Origin of the sequence: Pseudodesulfovibrio sp. lm2024 (assembly GCF_051175575.1) — a bacterium.
GTDB lineage: Bacteria > Desulfobacterota > Desulfovibrionia > Desulfovibrionales > Desulfovibrionaceae > Pseudodesulfovibrio > Pseudodesulfovibrio caledoniensis.
On record NZ_CP195092.1, the window covers coordinates 1,702,501 to 1,718,900 of the forward strand.

The window sequence follows — 16,400 nt, forward strand, 5'->3', positions numbered from 1 at the left end:
TTATCCGGTGTGGAGACAGTGTCTGGTGGGTAGTTTGACTGGGGCGGTCGCCTCCTAAAATGTAACGGAGGCTTGCAAAGGTTCCCTCAGGCTGATTGGAAACCAGCCGTTGAGTGCAAAGGCATAAGGGAGCTTGACTGTGAGAGAGACATCTCGAGCAGGAACGAAAGTTGGTCTTAGTGATCCGGTGGTTCCGAATGGAAGGGCCATCGCTCATAGGATAAAAGGTACGCCGGGGATAACAGGCTGATCGCGTCCAAGAGTTCACATCGACGACGCGGTTTGGCACCTCGATGTCGGCTCATCACATCCTGGGGCTGAAGCAGGTCCCAAGGGTACGGCTGTTCGCCGTTTAAAGTGGTACGCGAGCTGGGTTTAAAACGTCGTGAGACAGTTTGGTCCCTATCCTCCGTGGGCGTAGGAGAATTGAAGAGGGTCTGCCCCTAGTACGAGAGGACCGGGGTGGACGAACCTATGGTGTTCCTGTTGTCACGCCAGTGGCACTGCAGGGTAGCTAAGTTCGGAACGGATAACCGCTGAAAGCATCTAAGCGGGAAGCCAGCCTTAAGATTAGTTCTCCCTGGACTATATGTCCCTGAAGATCCCTTGAAGACTACAAGGTTGATAGGCTGGAGGTGTAAGCAACGTGAGTTGTTCAGCTGACCAGTACTAATAGATCGTGCGGCTTATTTAACAATTAATGGAATTCTCTCTTCCCCTATTTACTAATATATTCCGAACTCCGGTTCGCCAAAATTTTCTTGGTGGCCAAGGAGGAGGGGGTACACCCGGTCCCATTCCGAACCCGGTAGTTAAGCCCTCCATCGCCGATGATACTGCATGGTAGCGTGTGGGAAAGTAGGTCGCCGCCAAGGAATATTTCAAAAGCCCTCAGTCATAACGACTGAGGGCTTTTTGCGTTTGGGGTGGACGTTCTTTCCGAGGTTGCGGCGAGTGCAGGAGTTCGGGCGCGTTAACTCAATCGATGCCAATTTCCATGTAGTCTACGCCCGGCATATCCAGGTCGCGTACGCATTTATCCCTGGCTGAGGGGCTGGATTCCAGGAGAATGAAATTGCTGTTCCAGACGGTGCAGCGGCTCGTAGGTGGCTCCCCTGCGTGGTCGACCGCCGAGGCGATATCTTCGGCCTGGCCTATGTGTAGTGGATTCACCCGCCAGCCCGCCATGTGTCCTCGCGGACGGGTGTATGCCTGAATGTAGACGCCTGCGGATCGAGGCAGTCCATCGCTCTTGGGACGGATGGAGAAAATGTATGTTGTTCCGGAGGATCCGGTGAAAGACCATTCCTTTTGCCTGAACATGGTCGGCCGCCTTTGAGGTGAGAGTGGATTTGAACGCCGACGAAGTGACATCGTCCAACAAAGCCATGTCTTGCGCCATTCGAACATATTTTCGGTCACAGTCCAAGCGAACGCATGGGGCAGCCGTCATGCAGCTCTTCCTGTTGATGTACCGAAAAACCATGGGGTTCGTTACCTGGTAACTGTGCGGCGCTATATTCTAAAAAGAAGAACAGTCCGGTCGGTGGCTCCCTGGTGAACGGATGTGGAAATATCCTTGCCGGGGCGCCAAGTGTCTGAGATACTGTTTGTAGCCGGATTTTTTTAGCTTAAGGAGGGGTTATGGCGACTTTGAAGGCCGTTCCCAAGGTCATACCCATCCGGAACAAGGAAATTACCAAGGAGAAGCTGGTCAAGGCCGTGGGCAAGGTGCTCGCCAAGGTCGGGTTCCAGCGCTTGGGTGTCAATATGATCGCCCGTGAGGCCGGTGTGGATAAGAAGTTGATCTACCGGTATTACCAGGGATTGGAAGGGCTTGTGGCCGAGTATGGCAGGACCGTGGAGTTTTGGCCCACAGCCGAGGAATTGCTCGGAGAGGACGCCGAACGCATCCGGGCGATGTCCCCGGCCGAGCTGATGTCCCAGTTCTTCAGGCGGTACATGCGGGCCATCCTGCGCAGACCGCAGACCCTCGAGATATTGGCCTGGGAAGGCGTGGTGCGCAACGATCTGACCCGCGCCCTGGAAGAGGTCCGGGTCAAGACCGCTCTGGAGTTCTTCGAGTTGATGCAGACCGATCCGCCCGAAGAGGTGGACCTGACCGCGCTGGTCATGATCCTGGCTGCGTCGGTCAACTTCCTGGCCGTGCGCTCGCGCATGCACCGCAGCCTAGGCGGGATCGACCTGCAGTCCGAAGCCGGTTGGAAGCGGATTGAAGACACTCTGGATTTGATGCTTACTCGAACGCTCAAGCAGTAAAAAAGGCCCGGTTGTATCCTGGCTTTTTTGCTTTTATTAACGTGTAATAATTAAAATCCAGCCATTCGGTGACTGGTCTGCCAGCCCACAATAGCCGTCCACCTTGGTCGGCTTCGGCGAGGTCTGTACCGCCTGCAAGATCAATAGCCTTTGATGCGGGCCGCCGCGTTCATCTCGGGAGGGCCTGGTGTTGATGGCTTGCAGTCTGTTCGCGGCTGACACGCGCATTGCATGAGCCGTTGCGCTGTATCACATAAACAAGGGAGCAGCGGTGTAAGCCGCTACTCCCTTGCATCAATCCGGGATAGAGTGGAATGCTCTACTTTTTCTTGGCGGATGTTCTCTTGGTCCAGAGCTGCATCTCTTTCATCTTCTTGCGACGCTCCCGCTGCAGGGATTTGCAGACCAGGGGAAGTTTCTTCTTATATCCGTACTGCTCCCGGTATTCTTCCGGGGTCATGCCGTGGGTGGCCAGATGCTTCTTGGTCAGCACCTTGAAGGACTTGCCGCAGGCACAGCAGAGAATGGACTTTTCGCGGATGGCCTTCTGAGGATCGACGGCCGCGGGGGCACCGCTCTCGACCACGTCCCCTTCGGCGATGGCTTTGATGCCGGCGGCCAGTTTCTGTACCATGGAGGTGATTTCTTCCTCAGTCATGGTCCGCACACTTGCCTGCGCCTTCACGATCTCCAGTGCCTCTTGCAAGTAATCTTCCATAAGAGTCTCCTTGTTACTCGGACTTTTCGCGATACAGTTCCGAAGCAACTGCATCGGGTCCAATGTTGTAATGCTTAAGTGTCACCGCAGCTAAATCATATTCAACATACGGCGTCGTGTGTCAAGAAAATTGCAGATTGTTGAGTGAAAGAATAACGAATCTGGAGCGTATGGAACCTCAAAAAGGAAAGATCGGTCCTTGAACGTTGCTCACCCTTGATTCCTTTTGCAGGGTGAAGTATATGCTAAAACGTTGAGGCGGTAGTATCCAGTAAAGCACAATCAATGGAGAGTTAAATGGGTTCTGACGGACATAAAATCCATAAATTGGAGGCGGTTCACGTGGATAAACAGACCAACGCAGAGACCGCGCAGCAGGCTGCGCCAGCAGCGGCCGCCAGCGCCACCAGCCGGGACATGAGCAAGGTCGCTGTCATCGTCTCCCTGCTCGTGGTCGTGTTGCTGGTCATCTTCTTTTTCGGCATGAACAGGAACATCGCCGGGCTCACCGAAGAGGTGAAGAGCCTGGGCGCGCTACGTCAGGATGTCTCCCAACTCGACGACCGCATGGTCAAGATGGAGGAGGGCCTTCCGCTCCAGATGAAGCGGCTGCTCGCCTTGGACATGGTCAACGAGATGGCCATGAAGTCCGCCTATCTCGGCAACACCCTCGAGGACCAGGCTCTGCGCGAAAAGATGCAGGGCATTCTGCAGTCCCTCAAGGAAGTTCGCGGCGAACTGGAAAAGTAGCGGATCGCCACCGATTTCGATGCACCAAAGGTGCGGCGCTCAGTGCGCCGCACCTTTTTTCTGTTCACTGTGTTGATCAGTGTTGTTCGGTGTTGTTCGAAAATAGGTTGACATGGCGTTATATCGCCTATAATGTTCAATGAAATGATTAATGATCAACAGGGGCTGACGGGATGAGCAGGAAATTTATCAGTTTGCGCGAAGTGGGGCGGCGGTTGGATATACCGCCTTCTACTATCGTGTATTATAAGGATAAATTTGAAAGGTTCATCCCCTCCGAGGGCGGCGCCGGACGCCGGACGCGGTATCCAGTAGAGGTCTTGGAAATCTTCAGGAGGATTCGAAAGATGTTCAACGACAATTGGTCAACTGAACAAATTGAACAAGAATTAGCATTGAAATTTGGCATGTTAATGAATGATCAACAGTCTGATCAGGCATTTGAACAGCCTGTGTCCCTTGGCGCCATGCAGGACCTGGCGGGCGTGCTGTCGCGGATGTCCGACGTGTTGGACAACCAGTCCCTGTTCCGCAGCGAGATCCGTTCCCTGCGGGACGAAGTGGCCGCGCTGCGAGCCGAGCGCGAGGCCGAGTCGGCCAGGCAGGAGGAGGTCGTCCGCACCCTGCGGGATGAGGTCGCCTCGCTCAAACGCAGGTTGTCGGCAGGGCAGGGCGGCGGCTCAAGCATCGACTTCCCGCCCGCCGAGTTCCTGGCCAGCCCGCTGGTTATCGCCTCCGGGGGCGAGTTCCTCGGCGTGCAGGGCAAGGGCAAGCATTTTTCCCTCAAGGATTTCGTGCAGCTCATCGAGCGCAAGGAGTCGGCCACCGTGGCGGTGGAGACCTCTTGGAAGCGGCAGGACGGGCATTGGGTGCTCGTGGTACGCACCCGGGACGGCGAGGACGGGCGCGAGCAGAACATCGTCCTGGTGGCTAAGAAGACGGTCACGCCCAGCCGGAATACAGTCACGGAGATTATCCGCCTGAACATCGACGGCAACGACGCGCCCGACGCGCTCCTGCTCACTTTGTTCCGCCAATTAAGGACTGTTTTCAACGGGTAACGGCCGTAATTGTTTTAATGTTCTTCTAGAAAAACTCTTGATTGATTTGGCCGTTTCCTTTATATAGCTACTGCCAAATATACTATCAGGTACTAAGTTTCGCCGGTTCATTTGGAGGAGACGGTATGCCCCAGGTCGCTGCTAGAATTACCCATGATCAGGAAAAGTGGCTCAAGGACTATTTCAAGACCAAGAGTGCCGGAGCCGAGTTCATCCTGCCCTGGGCCGTTGACGTCTTTTTCAAATCCATCCGCAACGTGTCGAGCGATTTTTCCGTTGCCGAGCTCAAGACCATCCTCGAATCCCATAAGGAAGTGAAGCTGCTGCCCAACCAGTCCAAGCAGGCGTATCTGCTGCTTCGGGTGGAAGAGGCGTGCGACGAGCACAGCGTCCACATCCAGCATGGCGCGAGCAAGAGCAACCTTGAGGTGAAGCTGCGCCGTCTGACCGACCTGCAGGCCACCGCCCTGATGATCTGGGCCACGGCCTACTGGGTCAGCAAGGCCTGGAACGGCGTCTCCGTCGAAGACTACGTCAAGTTGTCCTGCGGTTGATCGGCGGCCGTGCGGCCGTCTTTGTTTTTCCCTCTGCGATTGTCGGATGCGGGTGTTGCCAGCCTCCGGCGATCGTTGTTTTTTGGCGGTGAGCGTTTTTCTGGAGGAGAACAATGGATAGAAATCCCTGCGTCCTGACCATCGCCGGGTCCGACTCCGGCGGCGGGGCGGGCATCCAGGCCGATCTCAAGACAATAACCATGCTCGGCGGGTACGGGGCCAGCGTCATCACCGCCCTGACCGCCCAGAACACCGCCGCCGTGACCGGCATCCACGCCCCGTCGGCCAAGTTCGTGGCCCTGCAGCTCAAGACCGTGCTCGACGACATCAAGGTCGACGCGGCCAAGACCGGCATGCTTTTTTCCGCCCCGATCATCGAGGCCCTGGCCGCGCTGCTGGAGAAGAAGACCTTCCCCCTGGTGGTCGATCCGGTCTGCGTGGCCACGTCCGGCGGCAAACTGCTGCAGGACGACGCGGTGGAGGCCATGGTGGACCGGATGTTCCCACTGGCCGACCTGCTGACCCCGAACCTGCCCGAGGCCGAGCTGTTCACCGGCATGAGGATCAAGAGCCGGGAGGACGTCTTCCTGGCCGGGAAGCTGCTCCTCAAGATGGGCCCCAAGGCGGTGCTCATCAAGGGCGGGCACACCGACTCCCTGGCCGTGACCGACTGGTACATGACGCCCGGCGCGGACCCGATCCCGTTCATGCAGCGGCGGGTCGACACGGACTGCACCCACGGCACCGGCTGTACCCTGTCCTCGGCCATCGCCACCGGGCTGGCCCGGGGGCTCGACATGGGCGCGGCCATCCTGCGCGGCCAGGAGTACCTGAACCTGGCCCTGCGCGCCGGATACCGGCTCGGGGAGGGGGGCGGCCCGGTCAACCACCTCGCGCCGTGGACCAGGGAACGCGCCCGGGGCGACGTGCTGGCCTCGGTGGACGATTTCGGCAGGCGGCTGGCCGCCAGGCCCGGACTCCAGGACATGCTGCCGCGCGGCCGGGCCAACGTGGCCGTGGCCGTGCCCTTCGCGGAGTCCGTTAAAGACGTGGCCGGATTTTCCGGCGGATTCATCACCACGGTCCGGGGCATGGTCGACGTGGTCGGCTACCCCGAGTTCGGGGCGTCGGTGCGCGCGGCCTCGCTGTTGCTGGCCGCCCGTCGGGTCCGGCCGGAACTGCACTGCGCCATGACCCTGGCCGGGGGCGAACCCGTGCTCCGGGCGCTCTCGGCTCTCAATATGGAAATAGCCTGGATGGATTGGGAAGGGCGGCCTGAATACGTCACCGATGAGGACGGCCGCTTCGAGGAGTGGGGCGGCCTGGAGGTTCTCAAGGCGCATGCGGACCCGGAAACGGTCCGCGCCCTGGGCGATCCAGGCGGCATGGGCCGGGAACCGGCCGTGTACGTGCTGGCCCCGGACATGGGAGAATTGACCGCCATTTTGCGCGGGATAGCCGACGAAATGACGGAAAACCCCGACGATGTGTAGATTTCCGCACCGGCAAGGCCCCTACAGGTTGACATATGCGCGAGAGCTTGCTTAAACAGCACGTTCTTTTTGCGGGCGTGGCGGAATTGGTAAACGCGCCAGATTTAGGATCTGGTACCTCACGGTTTGGGGGTTCGAGTCCCTCCGCCCGCACCACAAAATGCCATATTTACGCGCCTGCCCAGGCGTTTGAGGAGGATACGTCTCATGGAATACAATGTTGAAGAACTCTCCCCGGTGAAACGCAAGATCACCGTTGAGGTCCCCACAGAAGAGGTCAATGCCGCTCTCTCCGCCACCATCGCCCTGTATCGCATGCAGGCCGATGTCAAGGGCTTCCGCAAGGGCAAGGTGCCGTCTTCCATCATCGAGTCGAAGTACCACAAGCAGGTCTACGGCGAAGCGACCACCGATCTGATCAACTACCAGATCAACGAGATCATGAGCGGCTTGTCCATGCAGCCCATGTCGCGCATCGACGTGGATGCCGAGGAACTGGTCCGCGACGAGGACTTCAAGTACTCCATCGAATTCGAGGTTGCGCCCAAGCTCGATCTGCCCGAGTACAAGGGGCTGAAGGTCGAGGAAGTGGACGTGGTCGTCACCGACGAGGAGATCGCCGAGGTCGAGGGACGCATCCTCGAAAACAACGCCGAGGTCAAGGTCATCGAGGACGTCCGTCCGCCCAAGGACGGCGAGGTCGCCTCCGTGAGCTTCGGCGCCTACCGCGACGGCCAGATCGTCGAGGGCATCCAGGCCGAGAACTTCGACCTGGTCCTGGGCCAGAACCAGGCCCTGCCCGAGTTCGAGGACATGATCAAGACCCTGACCTCCGGCGAGTCCGGCGAGACCGACATCACCTTCCCGGCCGACTTCATCAACGAGAACCTGGCCGGCCAGACCGTGACCATGAAGGCCAAGCTGCACGCGGTCAAGGAGCGCATCAAGCCCGAGATGACCGACGCCGTGGCCCAGAAGGCCGGTTTCAAGGACGTCGAGACCATGCGCACCGGCATCCGCGAGTCCTACGCCTCCCAGCGCAAGCAGATGAACAAGGCGGCGGCCCAGAGCGAGCTGCTGAACTCCATCATCGGCAGCATTACGGAATTTCCGCTGCCTCCGGCCATGGTCGAGGATCGCATCGACCGTCTGCTCAAGGACCTGGAGTACCGTCTGGACCGCCAGGGCAAGGGCTTCCAGTCCCTGGGCAAGACCCCGGAGGAACTGCGTGAGGGCTTCCGCCCCGAGGCCGAGGCTTCAGTCAAGTCCGAAATCTTCCTGCTGGCCGTGGCCGCTCAGGAAGGGCTGGAAATCTCCCCCGAGGAGATCGAGGCCACCCTGTCCCAGCTGGCCATGCAGTCCCGCCAGCCCCTGCACGAGCTGAAGAAGTACTACGAGGACAACAACCTCATCGTGCCTCTGAAGGACCGTCTGCTGTGCGACAAGGCGTCCGAGATGATCTACGACGCCGCCGAGGTCAAGCTGATCCCGGCCCCCACCGCTGGCGAGGCCGCCAAGAAGGCTCCGGCCGAGAAGGCCGAGGCCAAGTCCGGCGGAATCCAGTTCAAGGACAAGGCCGAGGCCGTGGAATGGGCCGTGGCCAACCTGGGCCTCAAGGAGACCACCGCCAAGGGATACTCCCTGGCCAAGCTCCAGGAGCGCGCCGACAAGTTCGAGGCTGAACAGGCCTAGCTCTTCGCATCGATTCAAGACAAACGGCGGTCCGGGAGCTTCCGGGCCGCCGTTTTTTTGCACGCGCCCTTGACCTTGCCCCGCGGATGCCTATTTGGTTCCGGCAGCGGGAGAAGTTTCCCTTGTCCTCACAGGGGAAATATCTCATAATGAATGACGTAAAACTGAGTGGATACGGGTGTTGTGCGCCCGATCAAGGGTGCGTGGGGGCTAACGTTTTTCCTCCGGACATCCGATAACCCGCCCAAGAGCCTTCAAGGAGACATATATGGTCGCCATTCCGATGGTCATCGAAACTACCGGTCGTACGGAGCGAGCGTACGACATCTATTCCCGGCTTCTCAAAGACCGGATCATCCTGCTCGGCACCGCCATCGACGATCACGTGGCCAGCCTGATCTGCGCCCAGCTCCTGTTCCTGGAGTCCGAGGACCCGGAAAAGGAAATCTACATGTACATCAACTCGCCCGGCGGCGTAGTCACCGCAGGCATGGCCATCTACGACACCATGCAGTACATCTCCGCGCCGGTGGCGACCCTGTGCATGGGCCAGGCGGCCAGCATGGCCTCCCTGTTGCTCTGCGCGGGCGAGAAGGGCATGCGCTACGCTTTGCCTCACAGCCGTATCCTGATCCACCAGCCGCTGGGCGGCGCGCAGGGCCAGGCCTCGGACATCTCCATCCATGCCAGGGAAATCCTGCGCATGAAGGACGAGCTCAACGGGATCATGTCCCACCACACGGGCCAGTCCATCGAAAAGATCACCGCGGATACCGACCGCGATTATTTCATGTCGTCCGAGGAAGCCCTCGAGTACGGACTCATCGACAAGGTCATGAAGTCGAGAGCGGACGTGGACGAAAGCATCAAGGGTTCATAGCCATGACGACCGACAAGAAGAACAATTCACCCGACCTGTGCTGCTCGTTCTGCAGCAAGACCCAGGCGGAGGTGCAACGGCTCATAGCCGGGCCGGACGTATACATCTGCGATGAATGCGTTGCCCTGTGCAACGACATCATGGCCCAGGAGACCATCAGCGAGGAATTCGAGGATGGCCGCCTGCTCCCTCCGCAGGAGATCAAGGAGCTGCTGGACCAGTACGTCATCGGCCAGGAACAGGCCAAGAAGATCCTGTCCGTGGCCGTGCACAACCACTACAAGCGCGTTTTCTACGCCGCCGCCAACGCGGGCGCGGACGATGTCGAGATCGACAAGTCCAACATCCTGCTCATCGGCCCCACCGGCTCGGGCAAGACGCTCCTGGCCCAGACCCTGGCCCGGGTGCTCAAGGTGCCGTTCGCCATCGCGGACGCCACCACCCTGACCGAGGCCGGCTACGTGGGCGAGGACGTCGAGAACATCCTGGTGCAGCTGCTCCAGAACGCCGACTACGACATCGACGCGGCCTCGCGCGGCATCATCTACATCGACGAGATCGACAAGGTGGCCCGCAAGGGCGATTCGCCGTCCATCACCCGCGACGTGTCCGGCGAGGGCGTGCAGCAGGCCCTGCTCAAGATCATCGAAGGCACCGAGGCCAACATCCCGCCCAAGGGCGGGCGCAAGCACCCCCAGCAGGAGTTCATCCGCATGGATACCTCGAACATCCTGTTCATCCTGGGCGGCGCCTTCATCGGCCTGGACAAGATCGTGCAGCAGCGCAAGCAGGGCTCCGGCATGGGCTTCGGCGCCAAGGTCGAAGCCAAGCGGGAAATGGACCTGGGCGAGTTGTTCGCTTTGTCCGAGCCCATGGACCTGATCAAGTTCGGCCTGATCCCCGAGTTCGTCGGCCGCATCCCGGTGCAGACCGCCCTGGAAGAGCTGACCGAGGACGACTTGGTGCGCATCCTGACCGAGCCCAAGAACGCGCTGATCAAGCAGTACCGCAAGCTTTTCGAGCTGGACAAGGTGGAGCTGACCTTCACCGAGAACGCGCTGCGGGCCATCGCCAAGAAGGCCATCGAGCGCAAGACCGGCGCGCGCGGCCTGCGCAACGTGCTGGAAACCACCATGCTCGAGATCATGTACAAGCTCCCTGCCATGCCCGACGTACGCGAATGCGTGATCAACGCGGCCGTGGTCGAGAAGGACATGGACCCGCTCCTGATGTACCATCAGGAAGTAAAGTCCGCTTAGGGAACTTCTAATTGACATTCCGCCCGCGGGCCTTACTTGTTGTGCATCGGCGGTGTCCATTCCCCCCGCATGGGGGGACCGCCTTATTTTAACCCCCGGAGGAATCAATGCCGACCTTCAGCTTTGACGGCAAGAAATCCCCTGATTCCATGACCCTCCCGATGATGTCGTTGAGGGAAGTGGTCATGTTCCCGAAATCCATCGTCCCGCTCTTCGTGGGACGCGAGGCCTCCATCAAGGCCATAGAAACCGCGGTCGCCGACTACGGCAAGCAGATATTCCTGGTCACCCAGAAGAGCCCGGAGAAAGAGCATCCCGAAGCGGATGATCTCTACCGCATCGGTACGGTCAGCAAGATCCTGCAGATGCTGCGTCTTCCCGACGGCACCATCAAGGTGCTGTTCGAGGGCGTTTCCCGCGCCGCCTGGGACCCGGAAACGGACATGATCCCCTATGCCGACGAGGAGGGGGATTATCCCAAGGCCCGGTTCTCCGTCCTGGACGAGTCCGGCGACGAGACCGCCGAGGGCAAGGCCCTCATCCGCGCGGTCCAGGATTCGCTCGAGGAGTTCGGCAAGGTCAACAAGAAGGTGGCCCCCGAGGCCATCCTGGCCATGTCCACCATCAAGGACGCGGGCCAGCTAGCCGACCAGATCATGCCGCACCTCAAGATCGACTTCTCCCGCAAGCAGGAGATTCTCGAAGAGCTCGATCCCAACCGCCGTCTCGAACGCGTCTACGAGCTGCTGCTCGGCGAGATCGAGATCGTCTCCATCGAGAAGCGCGTCAAGGGGCGCGTCAAGGACCAGATGGAGAAGAACCAGCGGGAGTACTATCTCAACGAGCAGGTCAAGGCCATCAACAAGGAGATGGGCCGCGACGACGACCCGCAGGCCGAGGCGCAGGAGCTGGAGGCCCAGCTGGACGCCAAGCCCATGTCCGAAGAGAATCGCGAGCGTGTCCGCAAGGAAATCAAGAAGATGCGGACCATGCAGTCGTCCAGTGCGGAGTACACCGTGGTCCGCAACTACATCGACTGGGTGCTCGACCTGCCCTGGGACAACATCAAGGACGACAAGGACGTGGACATCGCCAATGCCCGCGCCATTCTCGACGAGGACCACTACGGCCTGGAAAAGCCCAAGGAACGCATCCTCGAATATCTGGCCGTGCAGACCCTGGTGGAGACCATGAAGGGTCCCATCCTCTGCTTCGTCGGCCCTCCGGGCGTGGGCAAGACGTCCATCGCCCGTTCCATCGCCCGTTCCATGGACCGCGAGTTCATCCGGCTGTCCCTGGGCGGCGTGCGCGACGAGGCCGAGATTCGCGGCCACCGGCGAACCTACGTGGGGGCCATGCCCGGCAAGATCATCCAGTCGCTCAAGCGCGTGAAGTTCAACAATCCGGTCATCTGCCTGGACGAGGTGGACAAGATGTCCGCCGACTTCCGTGGCGACCCGTCCGCGGCCCTGCTCGAAGTGCTGGACCCGGAGCAGAACTACGCCTTCAACGACCACTACCTGGACCTGGATTACGACCTGTCCAAGGTGTTCTTCATCACCACGGCCAACAACCTGGAAGGCATTCCGCTGCCGCTGCAGGACCGCATGGAGATCATCCGGCTGCCCGGCTACCTGGAGACCGAAAAGGTGGAGATCGCCAAGGGATTCCTGCTGCCCAAGCAGATCAAGCAGCACGGGCTCAAGCCCGATAACCTGAAGGTCTCGGACAACGCCATCCTGGACGTGGTCCGCTACTACACCAAGGAAGCGGGCGTGCGTAACCTGGAGCGCGAGATCGCCTCCATCTGCCGCAAGTCCGCCATGAAGATCGTGGAGGACCACGACCGCGACAAGTCCATCCAGATATCCAAGCAGAGCCTGCAGAAGATCCTGGGCGTGACCAAGTTCACCTACGGCGAACGTGAGGAAGAGGCCCAGGTGGGCGTGTGCAACGGGTTGGCCTGGACCCAGCTCGGCGGCGAGATGCTGCTGGTCGAAGTGGTCCTCATGCCCGGCAAGGGCAAGGTGGAGATCACCGGCAAGCTCGGCGACGTCATGCAGGAATCCGCGCGGGCGGCCGTGTCCTACATCCGCTCCCGGTCCGACCTGCTGGGCCTCAAGCCCGACTTCTACAAGCTCGTGGACATCCACATCCACGTGCCGGACGGGGCCACTCCCAAGGACGGCCCGTCCGCCGGCGTCACCCTGACCACGGCGCTCATCTCCGCGCTGCTGAACATCCCGGTGCGCAACGACTTGGCCATGACCGGCGAGATCACCCTGCGCGGCCGCGTGCTGCCCATCGGCGGGCTGCGCGAAAAGCTGCTGGCCGCCCATCGCGGGCTGATCAAGACCGTGCTCATCCCGGCCGACAACGAGAAGAACCTGCAGGACGTTCCCAAGGACATCCTCAAGGACCTCGAAGTCATCCCGGTCAAGACCATGGACCAGGTCATCGACAAGGCGCTGGAGGGCAATTCCAGGAACATCTGGGTGCGCAACCACGGCGAGGCCCCTGTGGCCGCCTGCCTCCTCAAGGAAGAGTTCCAGCGGCCCGCCCGCCAGTAGAACCCTGCATACGAATCGGAAACAAAGCCGGACGGTAATCTTGCCGTCCGGCTTTTTTCGTGTACTCTTGAGGGAACCTGGAGGTCACTCATGAGCGAACTGACGAGAAAGGAACGCGCCATGGGCGCGATAGTCGGCATGTACATCGGCGACGCCCTGGGGTTGGGCCCGCACTGGTATTACGACTTGAACGAGCTGCGCGCCGACTACGGCGACTGGATCACGGACTACCGGCCTCCCAAGCCCGGCCGCTACCACGACGGCTGTCAGGCCGGGGACGTGTCCCAGACCGGGCAGGTGTCCATGCTCCTGCTCGGGTCCCTGGCGGAGAAGGGCGGGTACGACGAGGGCGACTTCACGGCCCGGCTGGACGAATTCCTCAAGACCATCGACGGCACGCCGCAGGGTGGGCGGTATACGGACATCGCCATGCGCGAGGTCTGGCAGGCGCGTAAGGACGGCAAGCCCTGGTCCGAAGCCGCCGGGCTGTCCGATTCGGGCGAGGCCGCCGTGCGCGGGGTCATGCTGGCCGCGCGCTACGCCGACGATCCGCGCGGTTTGGCCGCCCACGCCATGGTCAACATCCATCTGACCCACGCCGAGCCGTTCGTGGCCGCGCAGTCCCTGGCCTTCATCCTGGCCGTGTGCCGCCTGATCCGGGGCAAGACCCTGGAGAAGTCCGGCAAGTCGCTCATGGGTTGGGCCCAGAAGGAAGTGGACCGGGCGCTCATCGACGTCTTCCTGCAGCCCGGCCTGGTGCATGAGGCGGCGGTCGACGCGGACATCCTGGTGGACCCGCCGGAGCGCATCGCCCAGATCTACGGCCTGGCCTGCCAGCTCGGCTTCATGGTCCCGGCGGCCTACTGGCTGTCCAGCCGGTATGCCGACTTCGAGACCGCCGTGCTCACGGCGATCAACGGCGGGGGAAACAACATGGCCCGCGCGTGCCTGACCGGGGCCCTTTCCGGGGCGCGGGTCGGCCTGCGGGGCATCCCCAAGCGGTTCGTGGACGGGTTGCGCGACCGGGACGAGATACTGGAGGGCGCGGAAAAGGTGGCTTCGGCCCTGGACTAGAGGCCCATCGTCGAGAGGGTGGAGGACAGGGCCTCGGTGCCGATTGCCGTGAGCAGGGCGTTTTGGCGGAGCATCTTCATGCCCGGATTGTCGCCCTTGCCCGTCAGCGGCTTGTTGTTGTGCACCGCCTCTTCGGGGTCCATGCCCCGGAGCTGGTACTTCTGCTCCCGTTCCTTTTCCTCTTCCTCGTCGGTCTTGCCGGGCATCTTGGCCGTCATCTTCGAGATGCGGGAGCGCATCTTGACGCCGGTGATCTTTTCCAGCTCGTTCTCGATGTCGCGGATGCGCGTCTTCTGTTCGTCCGTGGGATTGCCTTCGGCCATGGCCATGGTCTGGGCCAGGAGGTTCTGCAGGAATTGCACCCGCTGCTCCTCCTCGGGCGAGAGTTCCTTTCGGAAGGAGAAGGGCGAGCCCTCGATGGCGTTCTCTTCGGCCTCCACGGTTTCCTCGTCTACGGGCGAGATGTTCCGTGACCGGCTGAGCAGCCGGGTGGTCGCGGTGGAATCGGGCCAGGTGGTCGGATCGGTGGATATGTTCATGTCTTCTCCCGGGGGAAAGGATTGCCGCCCCCGGTAGCCATGCAGGAATCGGTCCGGAAAAAAGGTGCCCGAAAACGAAGCGGCCCGCTTGAGGCGGGCCGCTTTCTTCTCGGTATTACTGGATTTTCGAGGTGATGTTGTGCTTGATCCAGGTCCCGTCCCACCATTCGATAGGCTGGGTGGGCACGCCGCCCACGGTGATGCCGTAGTGCAGGTGGTCGCCGCCCGCCAGGCCGGTGGCCCCGGTGTGGGCGATGATCTGGCCCTTCTGGACCATGTCGCCGGGGTGCACGGCTATGGACGACAGGTGGGCGTAGAGGGATTGCAGCCCCAGGCCATGGTCCAGGACGACCACGTTGCCGTAGATGCCCAGGAAGTCGGCGAAGACCACCCGGCCGTCGTTGCCCGCCGGGACCGGCGCGTGCTGGATGCTGGCCAGGTCAAGTCCGAGGTGGGTCTGGTGGTCCACCTTCTTGCCTTGGTACATGTAGTCGCGGGCATCGGCGAAGCGGGCGCGGTTGGCCGCGTTGGGCAGACGCACGAACGTGCCGGACCAGAGCATGGTCGGGCTGGTCTGGCGGCTGAACTCCACCAGTTTGGCCCGGTTCTCCTTGCGGATGGTGTTGTTGATGTACAGGTACTGGTCAAGCGGCGAGCCCTGGTTGGGGACCAGCCCCTGGAATTCGGGGATGGTCTGCTCCATGAAGCTGTCGGACAGGTTGATCCTGTCCTGGCGGAAGGCGCGCGGGTTGGTGTGGTAGTTGAAGGACCGCTTGGCGCTGTTCCCGGCGGCGTCCGAGGCCACGATGAACGGCTGGAAGTCCTTGACCGGCACGTCCCACGGATGGGCGAACAGGCAGTAGTAGAGGAACTTGCCCCCGTTGCCGGGCTGCAGGTAGGCCGGGAAGAACCGCTCGCCGACCTGGATGCCGGTTTTGGCCGCCTCTTCGCTCAGGGCGTAGATCATCAGCCCCGCGCCGCCCTGGTTCAGGTTGTTGACCGGGGACTCCACATAGATGCGCGGCGGGGTCAGGTCCAGGGAATAGGTCTTTTCGGCCTTGCTCGTGCCCGCCTGGCCAAAGGGGTAGAGGGAGGCGTCACGGGCCGTGACCTCGATGGTGAACCGGCCCTCCTGCAAGGTTCCGGAGTCCAGGGGGATGTCCTCCTGGACCTGGAGGATGCCGCCCGGGTAGGTCTTGGCGGCCAGGGGGATGCGCTTGTCGCCCTGGACGGCGTAGATCTCCAGGGACTTCAGGCCGCTGCCCGGATCGTCCACCTTGACGGACAGGGTGGACCCCTTGCCCAGCTGGTCCGAGTCCGGGCCGATGGACACCACCGGGGGCGTGGTGTCGCGGAAAATCATGAAGGCCCCGGCGCAGAGGGCCAGGAGAACGATGATGGCCAGAAGGCCGCCCAGGGGCAGCTTGCCGCCGCTTTTCTTTTTAGTCAGGCTTGTGTCTTTGCTCATGGTACTTCCTGTGTGATTAAATCTAGACTATTTCTATAATACTCCCGGATAGGACACAAGAG

The 16,400-nt window shown here is 61.0% G+C and carries 13 protein-coding genes, 1 tRNA gene, 2 rRNA genes and 1 pseudogene (1 of these 17 running past the window's edge); 14 read left to right on the top strand and 3 right to left on the bottom strand.

Features of this window, described 5'->3' with window-relative positions; translation table 11 throughout:
- The 3 genes from ACR42D_RS07795 to ACR42D_RS07805 form a co-directional block, all read left to right on the top strand.
- Positions 1 to 694 (top strand): 23S ribosomal RNA (locus tag ACR42D_RS07795); it begins 2,247 nt to the left of the window's first position.
- A 66-nt stretch (positions 695 to 760) separates the two neighbouring features.
- Positions 761 to 875 (top strand): 5S ribosomal RNA (rrf, locus tag ACR42D_RS07800).
- A gap of 769 nt (positions 876 to 1,644) precedes the next feature.
- Entirely contained in the window at positions 1,645 to 2,280 is a 636-nt protein-coding gene (locus ACR42D_RS07805) for a TetR/AcrR family transcriptional regulator (RefSeq protein WP_484566261.1), read from the top strand.
- Between the two features lie 319 nt (positions 2,281 to 2,599).
- Here ACR42D_RS07805 and ACR42D_RS07810 read toward each other — a convergent pair whose 3' ends face one another.
- Positions 2,600 to 2,998 carry a Ros/MucR family transcriptional regulator gene (locus ACR42D_RS07810; protein WP_484566262.1) on the bottom strand — a complete coding sequence of 133 codons (399 nt, stop codon included), beginning with the start codon at positions 2,996 to 2,998 and terminating at the stop codon, positions 2,600 to 2,602.
- Positions 2,999 to 3,340: 342 nt separating this feature from the next.
- Between ACR42D_RS07810 and ACR42D_RS07815 the strand changes: the two genes are divergently transcribed.
- The 11 genes and pseudogenes from ACR42D_RS07815 to ACR42D_RS07865 all read left to right on the top strand — a co-directional run bounded on the left by ACR42D_RS07815 (position 3,341) and on the right by ACR42D_RS07865 (position 14,331).
- Positions 3,341 to 3,748, top strand: coding sequence for a hypothetical protein (locus ACR42D_RS07815; protein ID WP_484566263.1), 408 nt, complete (start codon positions 3,341 to 3,343; stop codon positions 3,746 to 3,748).
- A gap of 173 nt (positions 3,749 to 3,921) precedes the next feature.
- Positions 3,922 to 4,080, top strand: a pseudogene (locus ACR42D_RS07820) (MerR family transcriptional regulator); the annotation flags it as partial.
- 120 nt (positions 4,081 to 4,200) lie between these two features.
- Positions 4,201 to 4,809 carry a hypothetical protein gene (locus tag ACR42D_RS07825; protein WP_484568488.1) on the top strand — a complete coding sequence of 203 codons (609 nt, stop codon included), beginning with the start codon at positions 4,201 to 4,203 and terminating at the stop codon, positions 4,807 to 4,809.
- A gap of 125 nt (positions 4,810 to 4,934) precedes the next feature.
- The gene (locus ACR42D_RS07830; protein WP_071547183.1) at positions 4,935 to 5,363 is read left to right on the top strand and encodes a hypothetical protein; all 429 of its coding nucleotides are present in this window, start codon (positions 4,935 to 4,937) and stop codon (positions 5,361 to 5,363) included.
- Positions 5,364 to 5,476: 113 nt separating this feature from the next.
- Positions 5,477 to 6,856 (top strand): bifunctional hydroxymethylpyrimidine kinase/phosphomethylpyrimidine kinase, encoded by a 1,380-nt coding sequence (thiD, locus tag ACR42D_RS07835; protein WP_484566264.1) that lies wholly within the window; start codon positions 5,477 to 5,479, stop codon positions 6,854 to 6,856.
- 71 nt (positions 6,857 to 6,927) lie between these two features.
- Positions 6,928 to 7,012: transfer RNA gene (locus ACR42D_RS07840), tRNA-Leu, on the top strand.
- A gap of 51 nt (positions 7,013 to 7,063) precedes the next feature.
- Complete coding sequence (gene tig, locus ACR42D_RS07845; protein WP_484566265.1) at positions 7,064 to 8,548, top strand: trigger factor; 1,485 nt, start codon at positions 7,064 to 7,066, stop codon at positions 8,546 to 8,548.
- A gap of 268 nt (positions 8,549 to 8,816) precedes the next feature.
- A complete protein-coding gene (gene clpP / locus ACR42D_RS07850; protein ID WP_484566266.1) occupies positions 8,817 to 9,428 on the top strand; it encodes an ATP-dependent Clp endopeptidase proteolytic subunit ClpP in 612 nt (203 codons plus the stop codon).
- Between the two features lie 2 nt (positions 9,429 to 9,430).
- Positions 9,431 to 10,687, top strand: a complete 1,257-nt coding sequence (gene clpX / locus ACR42D_RS07855; RefSeq protein ID WP_484566267.1) for an ATP-dependent Clp protease ATP-binding subunit ClpX — start codon at positions 9,431 to 9,433, stop codon at positions 10,685 to 10,687.
- A 107-nt stretch (positions 10,688 to 10,794) separates the two neighbouring features.
- On the top strand, positions 10,795 to 13,257 hold the full coding sequence (gene lon / locus ACR42D_RS07860) for an endopeptidase La (RefSeq protein ID WP_484566268.1): 2,463 nt from the start codon (positions 10,795 to 10,797) through the stop codon (positions 13,255 to 13,257).
- A gap of 90 nt (positions 13,258 to 13,347) precedes the next feature.
- On the top strand, positions 13,348 to 14,331 hold the full coding sequence (locus ACR42D_RS07865) for an ADP-ribosylglycohydrolase family protein (protein WP_484566269.1): 984 nt from the start codon (positions 13,348 to 13,350) through the stop codon (positions 14,329 to 14,331).
- Here ACR42D_RS07865 and ACR42D_RS07870 read toward each other — a convergent pair.
- Together ACR42D_RS07870 and ACR42D_RS07875 are read right to left on the bottom strand one after the other, a co-directional pair.
- Positions 14,328 to 14,870 carry a hypothetical protein gene (locus ACR42D_RS07870; RefSeq protein WP_484566270.1) on the bottom strand — a complete coding sequence of 181 codons (543 nt, stop codon included), beginning with the start codon at positions 14,868 to 14,870 and terminating at the stop codon, positions 14,328 to 14,330. The two genes, ACR42D_RS07865 and ACR42D_RS07870, sit on opposite strands and share 4 nt — an antisense overlap.
- A 115-nt stretch (positions 14,871 to 14,985) precedes the next feature.
- On the bottom strand, positions 14,986 to 16,338 hold the full coding sequence (locus ACR42D_RS07875; RefSeq protein WP_484566271.1) for a M23 family metallopeptidase: 1,353 nt from the start codon (positions 16,336 to 16,338) through the stop codon (positions 14,986 to 14,988).
- Positions 16,339 to 16,400: the final 62 nt, after the last annotated feature.